This window comes from Nonomuraea sp. NPDC049421 (assembly GCF_040677005.1).
Lineage (GTDB): Bacteria > Actinomycetota > Actinomycetes > Streptosporangiales > Streptosporangiaceae > Nonomuraea > Nonomuraea salmonea.
Genome location: NZ_JBFAQA010000053.1, coordinates 1 through 13,501 on the forward strand (window position 1 = coordinate 1; position 13,501 = coordinate 13,501).

Annotated in this window: 10 protein-coding genes; 6 read left to right on the forward strand and 4 right to left on the reverse strand. The window is 71.4% G+C overall.

Annotated features, from left to right (window positions below):
* From AB0K18_RS48570 to AB0K18_RS48580, 3 genes are all read left to right on the forward strand, one after another.
* Positions 1 to 813, forward strand: an 813-nt coding sequence (locus tag AB0K18_RS48570) for a transposase (protein ID WP_364929444.1), incomplete at its 5' end; no start/stop codon positions are given.
* 570 nt (positions 814 to 1,383) lie between these two features.
* Positions 1,384 to 2,286, forward strand: a complete 903-nt coding sequence (locus tag AB0K18_RS48575) for an alpha/beta hydrolase (protein ID WP_364929447.1) — start codon at positions 1,384 to 1,386, stop codon at positions 2,284 to 2,286.
* A gap of 166 nt (positions 2,287 to 2,452) precedes the next feature.
* Positions 2,453 to 3,991 carry an aldehyde dehydrogenase family protein gene (locus AB0K18_RS48580; protein ID WP_364929450.1) on the forward strand — a complete coding sequence of 513 codons (1,539 nt, stop codon included), beginning with the start codon at positions 2,453 to 2,455 and terminating at the stop codon, positions 3,989 to 3,991.
* Positions 3,992 to 4,041: 50 nt separating this feature from the next.
* Here the strand turns inward: AB0K18_RS48580 and glnII are convergent, their stop codons facing one another.
* Together glnII and AB0K18_RS48590 are read right to left on the reverse strand one after the other, a co-directional pair.
* Complete coding sequence (gene glnII / locus AB0K18_RS48585) at positions 4,042 to 5,061, reverse strand: glutamine synthetase (protein ID WP_364929453.1); 1,020 nt, start codon at positions 5,059 to 5,061, stop codon at positions 4,042 to 4,044.
* Between the two features lie 88 nt (positions 5,062 to 5,149).
* Positions 5,150 to 5,629, reverse strand: a complete 480-nt coding sequence (locus AB0K18_RS48590; RefSeq protein WP_364929456.1) for a hypothetical protein — start codon at positions 5,627 to 5,629, stop codon at positions 5,150 to 5,152.
* 63 nt (positions 5,630 to 5,692) lie between these two features.
* Between AB0K18_RS48590 and AB0K18_RS48595 the strand changes: the two genes are divergently transcribed.
* Complete coding sequence (locus AB0K18_RS48595) at positions 5,693 to 7,168, forward strand: LLM class flavin-dependent oxidoreductase (RefSeq protein ID WP_364929459.1); 1,476 nt, start codon at positions 5,693 to 5,695, stop codon at positions 7,166 to 7,168.
* A gap of 7 nt (positions 7,169 to 7,175) precedes the next feature.
* Here AB0K18_RS48595 and AB0K18_RS48600 read toward each other — a convergent pair whose 3' ends face one another.
* Positions 7,176 to 8,345: a TerC family protein gene (locus AB0K18_RS48600; protein WP_364929462.1), complete on the reverse strand. Its 1,170-nt coding sequence runs from the start codon at positions 8,343 to 8,345 to the stop codon at positions 7,176 to 7,178.
* Between the two features lie 139 nt (positions 8,346 to 8,484).
* On the opposite strand from AB0K18_RS48600, the gene AB0K18_RS48605 reads away from it, so the two are divergent.
* Positions 8,485 to 9,594, forward strand: coding sequence for an FAD-dependent oxidoreductase (locus AB0K18_RS48605; protein ID WP_364929464.1), 1,110 nt, complete (start codon positions 8,485 to 8,487; stop codon positions 9,592 to 9,594).
* 9 nt (positions 9,595 to 9,603) lie between these two features.
* Positions 9,604 to 10,326: a methyltransferase domain-containing protein gene (locus AB0K18_RS48610; protein ID WP_364929467.1), complete on the forward strand. Its 723-nt coding sequence runs from the start codon at positions 9,604 to 9,606 to the stop codon at positions 10,324 to 10,326.
* A gap of 96 nt (positions 10,327 to 10,422) precedes the next feature.
* Here the strand turns inward: AB0K18_RS48610 and AB0K18_RS48615 are convergent, their stop codons facing one another.
* Positions 10,423 to 13,497 carry an AAA family ATPase gene (locus tag AB0K18_RS48615; RefSeq protein ID WP_364929470.1) on the reverse strand — a complete coding sequence of 1,025 codons (3,075 nt, stop codon included), beginning with the start codon at positions 13,495 to 13,497 and terminating at the stop codon, positions 10,423 to 10,425.
* Positions 13,498 to 13,501: the final 4 nt, after the last annotated feature.

A 13,501-nucleotide genomic window follows, 5' to 3' on the forward strand; every position in this document is an offset into this window, starting at 1 on the left:
CGCAGAGTCGCCCCCGACCGCGTCATCTCCACCGTCGACACCCAGGCCCGGCATGTGCACAAGACCGTGCACCAGCGCCAGGACGGCTACAAGGCTCACGTGGTGATCGAACCCGATACCGGGCTGTTCACCGCTGTGCGGCTGACCATGGCCGCCGGAGCCGACCAGCACGAGGCGGTGGTCGGCGTGGACCTGCTGGCCGGCGAACCCGCCGGAGCATCGGCTGCTCCACTCACCGGCCCGGCAACGTTCGAGGTGCTGGCCGATACGGCTTATGGCACCGGCGAGGCCCGCCGCGCGCTGCTCGATGCCGGGCACACCGTCATCATCAAGCCCGCACCGCTGCGCCCTGCCGTCGCCGGCGGCTTCACCATCGACGACTTCACCGTTGACGAGGCCGCCGGCACCGGGACCTGCCCGGCCGGGGTGACACGGCGCATCACCCGCACACGCCAGGTGGTCTTCGGTATCGCCTGCCGCTCCTGCCCGCTGCGGGAACGCTGCACGACCAGCAAGCACGGCCGCACCCTGCACCTGCATCCCCACGACGCGCTGTTACGCCAGGCCCGCCGGCAATGGGCTACCGACCCCGGCCTGAGGGCCGTCTACCGGCAACATCGCCCCATGGTCGAACGCTCCATCGCATGGCTGATCGGCGCGGACGGCGGCGCCCGCAGACTCCGCTACCGCGGCATCCAGCGCAACAACCTCTGGCTCCACCTACGAGCAGCCGCCCTCAACCTGCGCCGCCTGATCAACCTCGGGCTCACCCCCGCCCAGGGCACCTGGATCCTGCAGCCCGCCACCGGCTGAGGCCCACCCACCGCAAGCAACCCGAGGCAAGGTCCAACCCCCGCCCCTTAACCACCCACCTTCAACCCCCGCTCCGTCACACCAGCAACATCTTCAGAAGGCTCCTAGCGCCGGACGTCATGAGGGCCTGACTTCCCAGGGCCGGGTGGCGGCTGAGGTGGGGCGGTCAGCGTCGATAATCACCACGCGGCCGGCGCCGTTCGACTTTGATCGGACGCTGCTCGACCTGGACACGGTGTTCGTGCGGTGGGCGGAACATTTCGCCAGGCGCCACCGGCGGCCGGATGAGGCCGTGTCGCGGCTGGTCGCGGCTGGTCGCGGCTGGTCGCGGCTGGTCGCGGCTGGTCGCGGCTGGTCGCGGCTGGTCGCGGCTGGTCGCGGCTGGTCGCGCTCTACGCCGCGGCGCGTCCACACAGGGAGGCGTTCGTCGCACATCACCAAGCACGACAGCTCGGATTCGGCTCCGCAATCGGCGCATTCCACTCGCTCTTGGTAATTCTATTATATCACGAGTATTGATATTCCGCACTTTATTCGATTAATGCGAATTGGGCGGCTATATTCGCGGGCATGGCTGCTGAAGACGGGAAATTCGTCAAATCCGGGCAACTGAACTTGTGGACCGAGCGGTTCGGGGATCCTGGGGATCCGGTGGTGCTGCTCGTCATGGGGACCTCCACCCCGGGCCTCGGGTGGCCCGATGAGCTGGTGCGGGCTCTGGTGGCCGGTGGGCGGCAGGTGATCCGGTTCGATCATCGTGACACCGGGCGGTCCGACTGGGTCGATTTCTCCGTCCATCCGTACACCGCCACCGACCTGGCCGATGACGCCGTCGCCGTGCTGGACGCGTACGAGATCGCCACCGCCCACGTGGTCGGGGCCTCGCTCGGTGGGGTGGTGGCGCAGCTCCTGGGTGTGCACCGGCCTGAGCGGGTCGCGGCGCTGACCCTGATCATGAGCGCGCCCATGGGGGCGGATCAGGGGCCGGTCTGGGCACGGGCGCTGGCCGGGAAGGAGCCTGATCCGGGCGCGCTGCCGCCACCCCATCCGCGACTGCTCGCCCACCTCATGTCGCCGACCCCGCGCACCACCCGCGAGGAGATTCTGGCCGCCGCCGTCGAGACGTGGCGGGTGCTGAGCGGGGACGTGCTGCCGTTCGACGAGGACGGGGCGCGCCGGCTGGCCGAGTACGCCCACGACGAGGCCGGCGATCCGGCCGCGGCCGGCAACCACGACCTGGCCGGGCGGACGTTGACCCCGGACCGGCTCGCCCCGCTCTCTGCGATCAGGGCGCCCACGCTGGTCGTGCACGGCACCGAGGATCCGCTGCTCCCGCTCCCCCACGGCGAGGCGCTGGCCGCCCTGATCCCGCAGGCGCGCCTGGAGACGGCCGAGGGGATGGGACATTCCCTGCTGTCCGAGGGCGTGCCCGGCCGGGTCGCCGAGCTCATCCTGAGTCACGGAGCCCGCTGACGACCGACCCGTACGGGGACCGGTGCGGGCCGAACTGCAGGCTGCGCGGTGGCCGGGCCGCACGTCCTCATGGAGGCCGGGCCGCGCGGCCCCCCGTGGTCGGGTCACCTTGGGTTTTTTGCGGCGGGATGATTGTCTAGCCGGAGGAACTATGAGGAGGGCAGCGGTGAGCCGTCAGATCGTTTCCATCGTGGGGGGCAAGGACGCGGAGGCCGCCTCCACGTACGACTCCGTCAACCCGGCCCGCACCGGCGAGGTCGTTGCGAGAGTCGGGCTGGCCGACGCCGACACGTTCGCCGCCGCCTGCCGTACGGCCAAGGAGGCCCAGCGCGAGTGGGCCAAGGTGCCGGCGCCGGTGCGCGGCCGGGTGATCGCCTCCATCGGGCGCCTGGTGGAGGCCAACGCCGAGCGTCTCGCGGCCCTGGTGACCGAGGAGATCGGCAAGCCGTACGGCGAGGCGCTGGGCGAGGTCAGGGAGATCGTCGACACCTGCGACTTCTTCCTGGGCGAGGGCCGCAGGCTGTACGGGCAGACGGTCCCGTCGGAGATGCCGGACAAGAACCTGTTCACCTTCCGCACCCCGGTCGGGGTCGCGGCGGTGATCACGGCGGGGAACTTCCCGGTGGCGGTCCCGTCGTGGTATCTCGTGCCGGCGCTGCTGTGCGGCAACGCGGTGGTGTGGAAGCCCGCCGAGTACGCCGCCGCGTCGGCGCACGCGATGTACCAGCTGTTCGTGGCGGCCGGCCTGCCCGACGGCGTGCTGAACATCGTCTTCGCCGACGGCGCCGAGACCTTCAGGGGCCTGGAGCTGGCGCTGGGCGCGGGCAGCGTGCAGAAGGTGGGCTTCACCGGCTCCAGCGAGGTGGGCAGGAAGGTCGGCGAGCTGGCCGGGCGGCACCTGCAGTCGGCCTGCCTGGAGCTGGGCGGCAAGAACCCGATGGTGATCATGCCGGACGCGGACCTCGACCTGGCCGTGGAGGGCGCGCTGTTCTCGGGGTTCGGCACGGCGGGTCAGCGCTGCACGAGCCTCGGCACGGTGATCGTGCACGAGAGCGTCCACGACGCGTTCGTGGAGCGGTTCGCGCGGGCGGTGGAGTCGGCCAGGATCGGTGACCCGCGTGAGGAGGTGCTGGCCGGACCGCTGCTCGACCACAAGTTCGCCGACCGCTACGAGGAGTACCTGACCTGGATCGAGCCGCACCACCGCGTGGTGACGGGCGCGACGGGCCGCATCACGAAGGACAGCCCGCGCGGCGGCTTCGACGGCGGCGAGGGGCTCTACTACCACCCGGTGGTGGTCGACGGGGTCCGTCCCGGTGACCGGCTGTTCATGGAGGAGACGTTCGGCCCGATCGTCGGGGTGGCCTCGTTCGCGACCATGGACGAGGCGATCGAGCTGGCCAACCTGCCCGGTTACGGCCTGTCCAGCTCGATCTACACGACCGACGCGAGGCACGCCTTCCGCTTCCGCGAGGGCGTCTCGGCGGGCATGGTCAGCGTCAACAACTCCACCTCGGGCGCCGAGGCGCACCTGCCGTTCGGCGGCAACGGCAAGTCGGGCAACGGCAGCCGCCAGTCGGGCATGTGGGTGCTCGACCAGTTCACCCGCTGGCAGGCGATGAACTGGGATCACTCGGGCCGGCTGCAGAAGGCGCAGATGGACGTCGCGGAGATCGTCCCCGACCTGGACTTCCGCCTCGCGTGAGACGCGAAAGGGCCCCTCGCTGAGGCGAGGGGCCCTTTTCGTGAGCGGGATCAGACCTGGCCGGCCTTCTCCAGGGCGGCGCAGCAGGTGCTCACCAGCAGGCGGGTGACCACGTACGGGTCGACGTTGGCGTTGGGGCGGCGGTCCTCGATGTAGCCCTTCTTGTCCACCTCGACCTGCCACGGGATGCGCACGGACGCGCCGCGGTTGGACACGCCGTAGGTGTACTTGTTCCACGGGGCGGTCTCATGGTGGCCGGTCAGGCGCAGCTCGATGTCGGCGCCGTACTGGGAGACGTGCTCCATCGGCTTGTCGCCCTCACCGAGCGCCTCGCAGGCGGTGATGATGGCGTCGTAGCCCTCGCGCATGGCGCGGGTGGAGAAGTTGGTGTGGGCGCCGGCGCCGTTCCAGTCGCCGCGGGCGGGCTTGGGGTCGAGGGTGGCCTCGACGCCGAACTCCTCGGCCGTCCTGTAGAGCAGGTAGCGGGCGACCCACATGTGGTCGCCGGCCTCGACGGGACCGGCCGGGCCGATCTGGAACTCCCACTGGCCGGGCATGACCTCGGCGTTGATGCCGGAGATCTTCAGGCCGGCGGCGAGGCAGCGGTCGAGGTGGAGCTCGACGATGTCGCGGCCGAACACGGCCTCGGCGCCGACGCCGCAGTAGTAGTGGCCCTGCGGAGCGGGGAAGCCGCCCTCGGGGAAGCCGAGCGGGCGGCTGCCCTTGAAGAAGGTGTACTCCTGCTCGATGCCGAACCAGGACTCCTGGTCGGCGTACTGCTCGGCGACCGGGCGCAGCAGGGCGCGGGTGTTGCTGGAGTGCGGCGTGCCGTCGATCTCCTCGACCTCGCACAGCACGAGCTTGTTGTCGCCACCGCGGATGGGGTCGGGGCAGACGAAGACGGGGCGCAGCACGCGGTCGGAGGAGTGGCCCTCGGCCTGGTTGGTGCTGGAGCCGTCGAAACCCCAGACCGGCGGCTCGGCTCCGTCGGTCAGGATCTTCGTCTTCGAGCGCATCATGGCGGTGGGCTCGGTGCCGTCGATCCAGATGTACTCAGCCTTGTAGCTCACGGCGGTCCTTTCGGGGTTCTTCTCAGCCACGCCGAGTCTTACGGACAGCCGTTTCCCGCTTTTTGCCCGAATGTGAACGCCGTGTTAATCAGGATTCCGTCCGTACGCTCCCGTCAGGCATGACCGTAACAGTGGTGTTGGGCCCGCCGGCACCGCACTGGGGCCCGTTGGGGAAGCGCTCCTTCGGGGTGGCCCGCACCGTACGTTCGAGCAGCGGCTTCGCCTCCGCGTCCCGCAGCGTCAGCCTGATCTCCACCGTCCGCGCGGGCAGCCCGGCGACGCCGCCGAAGCCGTGCTTGTCACCGGTCGGCACGGCCGTCACCGAGCAGGTGTCGCCGGAGCAGGTCTGCTCGCCGGCCCGCGTGGCGGGGAACAGCTCGGCGCGGGCCCGGCGGCAGGAGCCGTCCCAGCAGACCTCCAGGCCGGCCTCCTGGGCCCGGGCCGCGAGCGGCGCGCGTACGGCGACGCCCACGCCGACGGGAGTGCCGATCGCCGTGCACTCCACCGTGGTCGAGCAGGCGGCGCAGGCGAGGAGGAGAGCGGCCAGAGGCGCGCGGAGCCGGTGCACATCCGTAAGACGGAGGGCAGCGGGCGGCGGTTCACGGGGCCGTGCGACCATCGACTCGGGGGGATGGACATGCATGATCTGTGGTTCGGCGCGTTCCTGTCGCCGGAGGCCGAGGGGCGCGAGCGGCTGCTGCGCCACGTGACGCTGGCCGACCGGCTCGGCCTGGACCTGGTCGGGGTCCAGGACCATCCGTACCAGGCGGGGTTCCTGGACACCTGGACGCTGCTGTCGGTGATCGCGGCGCGCACCGAGCGGATCCGGCTGGTCCCCGACGTGGTCAACCTGCCGCTGCGGCCCCCGGCCGTGCTGGCGCGCGCCGCCGCCTCGCTCGACCTGCTCAGCGGCGGACGGGTGGAGCTGGGGCTGGGCGCGGGGGCGTTCTGGGACGCGATCGCCGCGATGGGCGGGCGCCGCCTGTCGCCTGGCGAGTCGATCGAGGCGCTGGCCGAGGCCATCACGGTGCTGCGGGCGCTCTGGACGCCGGGCGAGCCCGTCGTGTTCGAGGGCAACCATCACCGGCTCGCCGGAGCAGCGCCCGGTCCGTTCCCCGCGCATCCGATCGGCATCTGGATCGGCGCGATCAAGCGCAGGATGCTGGAGCTGACCGGGCGGATGGGCGACGGCTGGCTGCCCTCCTCCTTCTACAGCCCGCCCGACGCGGTGGCCCGCCAGGCGAAGGTGCTGGACGCCGCCGCCGAGGACGCGGGGCGCGACCCGGCGGGCATCCGCCGGATCTACAACGTGGGCGGGACGTTCTCGCCGCTGCCGGGGCGCGGGTTCCTCGACGGTCCCGCCGCGCTGTGGGCGGAGCAGCTGACGGAGCTGGTGTTCGAGGTGGGGATGACCGGGTTCGTGCTGGCTCCTGGCGAGGACGCCGAGCGTGACCTGCGCACGTTCGCCGAAGAGGTGGCGCCTGCCGTACGCGAGGCCGTGGTCAAGGAGCGCGGTGAACCCGAGCCCGTCACCGAGCGGCCCGTCGCGCTCACGCCGCTCGACGACCTCGACGAGGCGGGCCGGCCGCACGCCCCCAAGCAGGACCCGGCGGCGCTGACGCCCGAGCAGCTGCGTCTGGGCCGTCACCTCGTGCAGGTGCACGACGGCTACCGGCAGGAGCTGCGGCAGGTCCAGGACGCGGTGGAGCAGGTGGCCGCGGGCCACGCCGACACCGGCGCGCTGCGCTCGGCGATCAACCGGCTGAGCGTGCGGCAGAACCACTGGACGCTCGGCACGTTCTGCGCCACGTTCAACCGGTTGCTGACCGTGCACCACACGATCGAGGACGAGTCGATGTTCCCGGCCGTCTTGGAGCGCGACTCGACGCTGGCACCGGTGGTCAAGAAGCTGGAGCAGGAGCACGAGGTGATCGCCGAGCTGCTCGACCGGCTCGACGCCGCGTGCGTGGCGCTGCTGGCGGACCCGGCGGCGATCGGGCAGGTCAGGGCCGAGGTGGACCGGCTGGTGCGGGTGCTGTCGTCGCATTTCGCGTACGAGGAGGAGGAGCTGGTCGAGCCGATCGCCCGGCTCGGCATCCGCATCTGAGCGCCGCTCAGGCGCGGTCGTGCTCCGCGTGCGCGCGGCGCAGCAGGGCGACCAGCCGCTCGTCCGCGGCGAGGTCGCGGTGCTTGGGCGGCAGGTCGGCCAGCCTGGCCTCCTCGGCGAGCAGCCGCCGGTAGATCTCCTCGCGCACCTCGGGGTCGTGCTCGACGTCCAGGTACTGCTGGGCGTGCCGGCGCACCACCGACACCACGTTGCGGGCCCGGCCCCTGGGGCTGGCCAGCGAGGCGACCACGGTGACCAGCAGCACGCCGATGATCACCGTCAGGGACAGCCCGGTACTGATCTCGACCACCTTCACCGGCTGACCGTCGTTGATGAACGGCACGTTGTTCTCGTGCAGCGCGTGCAGGATCAGCTTGACGCCGATGAAGCCGAGGATGGCGGCCAGGCCGTAGCTGAGGTAGATGAGCCGGTCGAGCAGGCCGTCGATGAGGAAGTAGAGCTGGCGCAGGCCCAGCAGGGAGAACGCGGTCGCGGTGAAGACGATGTAGACGTTCTGGGTGAGGCCGAAGATCGCGGGGATGGAGTCGAGCGCGAACAGGATGTCGGTGCCGCCGATGGCGATCATGACGAGCAGCATCGGGGTCATCACCCGGTGCCCGTCCCGTACGGTGAACAACTTGTCGCCGTCGTACTCGTCGCTCGTCCGCAGCAGCCTGCGGGCCACCCGCACCATCAGGTTGTCGGGCGAGTGGCTCTCCTCCCCCTCGGGCTTGAGCAGGTTGCCCGCCGTGAGCAGCAGGATGAGGCCGAAGACGTAGAACACCCAGGCGAACAGGTTGATCAGCGCGGCCCCGACCAGGATGAACCCCGTCCGCGCGAGCAGCGAGAACACGATGCCGAACAGCAGCGCCTTCTGCTGGTCGGCGCGCGGCACCTTGAAGCTGCCCATGATGACGAGGAAGACGAACAGGTTGTCCACCGAGAGCGCCTTCTCGGTGACGTAACCGGCGTAATACTCGGCGCCCGCGTCCGAGCCGCCGAACCACCACACGCCGACGCCGAACAGCAGCGCGATGCCGACGTACAGGGCGGACCAGACGGCGGCCTCGCGCAGGGTGGGCACGTGCGCGTGGCGGACGTGGAAGAAGAAGTCGAACGCCAGCAGCGCGACGATGCCCAGGATCGTCAGCCACCACACCGCTGCGGATACGTCCATCGGGCTCCCCTACGGGTGCCGGGCGTCGTGGGGGTGTGCGCCGGCCTTGCTCGTACTGGTCGTCGCAGGTGGTACCCGGTATGGCGGGCTCCGAACTCGATAGTCTCGCGGATAAAAGCCCACGGAGAGGACGTTTCGGGTGTCACACCACGTCATCGTCATCGGCGGCGGCATCGCCGGCGCGAGCGCCGCCTTCGCGCTGGCCCGGCGGGGAGCGGCCGTCACGGTCGTCGACTCGGGCCTGGCCGGGCAGGCCACCGCGGCGGGCGCGGGCATCATCTCGCCGTGGGTCTCCACGGCCGAGGGCCCGTTCTACGACCTGTACGCCGCCGGCGCCGCTTACTATCCGGAACTCATCGAGCTGCTGGCGGAGGCGGGGGTGCGGCGTACCGACCACCGGCGGACCGGTTCGCTGCTCGTCCACGAGGACCCGGCGCGGCTGGCCGAGGCGCGGGCCCGCGTGGAGGCGCGCGCCCGCACGGCCGGCGCGATCGTCGGCGACGTGCGAAGTCTCGACAGCGACGAGGTACGCGCGCTGGTCCCCGTGCTCGCGCCCGGCCTCGAAGGCGTGCTCGTCACCGGCGGCGGCCGGGTGGACGGCCGCACCCTGCGGGACGCGCTGCTCCAGGGCGCGGCCCACTACGGCGCCCGCCGGGTGAGCGGCGAGGCCAGGCTGCTGCCCCGCCCGCAGGGGGCGCCGGAGATCGAGGTGGGCTCAGAACGGCTGGCGGCGGACGACGTGCTGGTGGCCGCGGGCGCGTGGACGAACCGGCTGCTCGAACCGTACGGCGTGCGCCTGCCCGTCGAGCCGCAGCGCGGCCAGATCACCCACCTGCGCCTCGACGGCGTCGACACCGGTGGCTGGCCGTCGGTGCACCCGATGTCCCACCACTACCTGGTGGGCTTCGACGACTCGCGGGTGGCGGTGGGGGCGACCAGGGAGACCGGCAGCGGGTTCGACGCGCGGGTGACCGCGCAGGGCCAGTGGCAGGTCCTCTCGGACGCCCTCCGCCTCGCCCCCGGGCTCGCCGGCGCCACGCTCATCGAGACCCGGGTGGGGCTGCGCCCGCTCCCGTCGGAGGACCTCCCGATCGCGGGCGCGCTGCCGGGGTCTCCCGGGGTGCACGTCGTGACGGGCTTCGGGGCGGCGGGACTGACGATGGGCCCGTACGTGGGGGACGCCATGGCCCGCGCCATCCTGGACGGTCGTCCCGCCCCCGAGCTCGCCGCCGTCGCGATGACCCGGTGACGGAGCGCCATGACCGAGCCGACGTTCGACGCCGAAGGTCTCTTCGACGACGACTACCTCTACTTCTTCGCCGAGCAGCTCGACGCCCGCGCCGACGCCGACGCCGGCCTGATCTGGCGGCTGCTCGATCTGCGGCCCGGCCTGGAGGTGCTCGACCTCGCCTGTGGCCACGGGCGGATCGCCGGCCGGCTCGCTCGCCGTGGCTGCCGGGTGACCGGTCTCGACTCCTCGCCGGTCTTCCTGGAGCGGGCCCGTGCGGGCGGCGGGGCCGATTACGTCCACGGCGACATGCGGCGCCTGCCGTGGACGGGACGGTTCGACCGCATCGTCTGCTGGTCCACGGCTTTCGGGTACTTCAGTGACTCCGACAACCAGCGCGTGCTCGCGCGGGCCGCCGCGGCGCTCAAGCCGGGCGGCCGGATCGCGATCGACCTCAACAACTACGCGGCCGTCGTCCGCGGCTACCAGGCGTCCACGGTGGTCGAACGCGACGGAGACCTGGTCGTCGAGCGGCACCGCCTCGACCTGGAGACCGGCAGGAACCTGGTCGAGCGGACGATCGTCCGCGACGGACGCGTCAGGACGGTCCCCTACTTCGTGCGGCTGTTCACCTTTCCCGAACTGCGTCACCTGATGCTCGCCGCCGGGTTCACGAGCGTGCACGCCTTCGGCGCGGAGGGCGGGCCGCTGACGATCGACAGCCGGCGGATGATCGTGGTCGCCGGACGCTGACGCGCCGGGGCCGGGTGGTCCGCACGCTGACGCGCCCGGGCCGAGTGGTCCGCACGCTGACGCGCCCGGGCCGGGTGGTCCGGGCGCGTCAGGCCGTCAGGTACGGCGGCCGGGGTCGGTGCCGTCGTAGCCGAGCAGGCGCATGGCGGTGTCCGGGTCCATCGCGGCGGCCAGGAGCTGGGCGCGGGCGTGCGCCTGGTCGCGTTCCCGCTCCGCCTTGGCCTGGGCCGTACGGATGCCCTTGACGGCCACGTACGTCAGCCCGGTGCCGACGATCACCGCCACGATCACCACGAACAGCAGGAGCAGCAGGCCCGGTGAGGCGATGCCAGGCGCGGTCACCGCGCCGCCCCCGCCGCCGGCCCCGCTGACGGCCCCACTGACGGCCGGGGTGGCGCCCGTGCGGCCCGCCACTGCGCCGGTGCTGCCGGTGGCGCCCGACAGCACGCCCGTGACGGCCAGCGCGGTGAGCAGGGACAACGCCACGAGCACCAGCAGGCTCCCGACGACGAGCCACACCCTCCGCCCACGTCCCGGCCCCGCGCTCACCGCGACGGACGGCTGAGCGACGGGCTGGGCGAGCGGCGGTCCCGCGGCGGCCCACGGCACGAACTCGGGCCGATCCTGCGGCTCCCCGATCGACCCGACCGGCGGCACGATGACCGGCCCCGAGACGCCTGCTGCCGGATCGGGCGCCGCGACCGGCCCTTCCCACCCGTACAGGTCGGGCGGCGTGATGGCCGGGCCGTATGCGGCGGGCGGGGGAAGCTGGGCCGGCGGGCTGGTGGGAGGCGGGCTGGTGGGAGGCGGGCTGGTGAGAGGCGGGGTCACGGTGGCGAGCGGCGTGGGGAGGGTGCGGGCGATCGGGCTGTGGTCCTTGTGGGCCTGGGCGGCGTCCCTGTGGTACTCCTCCAGCTCCTCGTAGAACGCGTCCGAGGCGTACACCGTGCCGTCGATCAGCGGGCCGCGCTCGCCGCGGACGACCGCCACGACGTCGTCACCGTTGAGCGTCTTGTACGTCTCCAGCGCGTGCGCGAGGCACAGCACCTCGCGCCGGTGCCGCCGCAGCAGCTCCTCGGTCTGATCGAGCAGCCGCACGAGGTTGAACTCGATGCGCTCCCCCAGCACGTCGGGCGTCAGGTCGGCCGGGCGCCCGACCGGCTCGCGGTCGGTGATGCCGATGGAGCCGCCGCCGCCCGGCCTGCGCACCGCCTTGCCGCCCATGATCTCCAGCTCCTGGAGCGCGGGCAGGGAGGTGACGCCGGAGCCCATCCCCCAGTACGACTCCATCATGGCCGTCAGGTACGTGGCGGAGTAGAGGTCGCCGGAGACCCCGGAGGAGTTGTCCTCGCCGAAGAACATCCGCTCACCGGCCAGCGAGGCCAGGGAAACCATGATGTCGGCCTCGTGCTCGGACTTCCACCGGGTGAACTGGTCCTCGGGCTTGATCGAGGCGACCATCCCGAGGTAGTCGGCGCCCTTCTCGATGGTGGCGATGTCGATCTCGAGGTGGAAGCGGGTCACGTACGCGACGACGGCGTGGCACGCCTCGTGCACGGCCACGGCGTGCCGCTCGCGCTCGATGTACTCGACGTCCTCGGGCGGCCCGAGTTGCTTGAGCCGCTTGGCGCGCAGCACGTCGGACCAGGTGATGATCTCCCTGCCGTCCCTGATGGCGGTGATGAGCGACTCGTTGACCAGGTCCTTGATGGTGGCGCCGGTGGCGTACGGGGTGATGGTGGCGAGCTTGTCGATCTGCTCGGCGGTCAGCTCGTGCGACACCTTGTCGAAGTAGCCCTGGTAGGTGCGCACCCGCCCGGCCTTGGACGGGTAGCCGACCTTGTAGATGCGATCGATGCGGCCGGGCCGCAGCAGCGCCTCGTCCAGCGCGTCGGGCCGGTTCGTGGCCATCATGACGAGGATGCGGTATTTGGGCGGCGGCTTGGGGCGCATGCCGAGCAGGCGGCGTACCAGGCGGTTGACGAAGCCGCGCGGCTTCTTCAGGCCGGACAGCTCGGTGAGCAGGGCCTGCAGGGTGCCGGGGTCGCCGCTGTTATTCATGCCGCCGCCCATGAAGAACCGGCTGCTCCGCTCAGGCTCGCGGCCGACGGGGCGGTAGGCGAGCAGTTGCCGGGTGGGCTCGGACAGATAGGTCATGCCGTGACAGCCGGAGGAGCCGCCGCCCTGCCCGGGCGGCCCCTGCTGGGCGAGGCGGCCGCGCTTGCCGAGCGAGTCGGCCTCGTCGAAGAAGACGATGACGCCGCCGTAGCGCAGCGCGAGCTTGCGCAGTTTCCTGAACAGGCCCTTGACCTTGAGGATGCCGATGCCCATGAACATGTTCGTGAACGCACCGGGATCCACGAACACGTACGGCTTGCCGGTCTCCCCGGCCACGGCCTCGGCCATGAGCGTCTTGCCGGTGCCCGGCGGCCCCCACAGCAGCAGGCCGCTCGGCACGTACCCGCCGCGCCGTTCGATCTCGTCGGGCCGTTCGAGGAAGACGATGTTCTCGCGGACCCGCTCGACGACGTGGTCCTGCCCCCACACGTCGTGGAAGCGGGTCTTGATGTCGTCGGGGAAGTACGTCTCGACGCCGCCCCTGGACAGGAACCAGAACAGCCCGACGAACTGGATGATGATGAAGAAGAACAGGAAGAGGATCTGGAGGAAGAACGGCAGGGCCTGCCACACCAGCGCCGGCGCCTGCAGCAGCGCGGCGAACGGGCTGACGTCGAGCACCGCGCCGAGCACGAGCGCGACCAGCGTGACGAAGAACGCGATCTTCAGCGCCCTGGCGAGCCGGAAGCGCGTCCAGTCGTCGAAGCGGCGGTGCGTCCAGCGTTCGAACCCGCCGAAGACCGTCCTGCTCCAGAAGCGGTGGTAGCCGGGCGAACGCTCGCTGATGAGGAAGTGGGTCTGCCTGACGATCTCCGCGCCGAGCAGCCAGAAGATCCACTGGTACGATCGCGCGATGCTCCGCGCCGCCTCGGGGAAGGTGATGATGCCCTCGAAGTCCGCCATCACCTTCCAGGTGAGGACGAGGTAGGCCAGCACGAGGACGATGAGGAACTTGCTCCGGTCCCAGAACTGCATCTTCTTCCTGGTCACGGAGTCCGGGTCGGTCGGGCCGCTGCCGGGCGCGCGCAGCCCTTCGTGGTGGGTGGTCGTCATGGAC

Coding starts and splice junctions, on each gene's coding strand:
- AB0K18_RS48575 (WP_364929447.1), top strand. CDS start 1,384: ATGGCTGCTGAAGACGGGAAATTCGTCAAATCCGGGCAACTGAACTTG.
- AB0K18_RS48595 (WP_364929459.1), top strand. CDS start 5,693: ATGGACATGCATGATCTGTGGTTCGGCGCGTTCCTGTCGCCGGAGGCC.
- AB0K18_RS48600 (WP_364929462.1), bottom strand. CDS start 8,345: ATGGACGTATCCGCAGCGGTGTGGTGGCTGACGATCCTGGGCATCGTC.
- AB0K18_RS48610 (WP_364929467.1), top strand. CDS start 9,604: ATGACCGAGCCGACGTTCGACGCCGAAGGTCTCTTCGACGACGACTAC.
- AB0K18_RS48615 (WP_364929470.1), bottom strand. CDS start 13,497: ATGACGACCACCCACCACGAAGGGCTGCGCGCGCCCGGCAGCGGCCCG.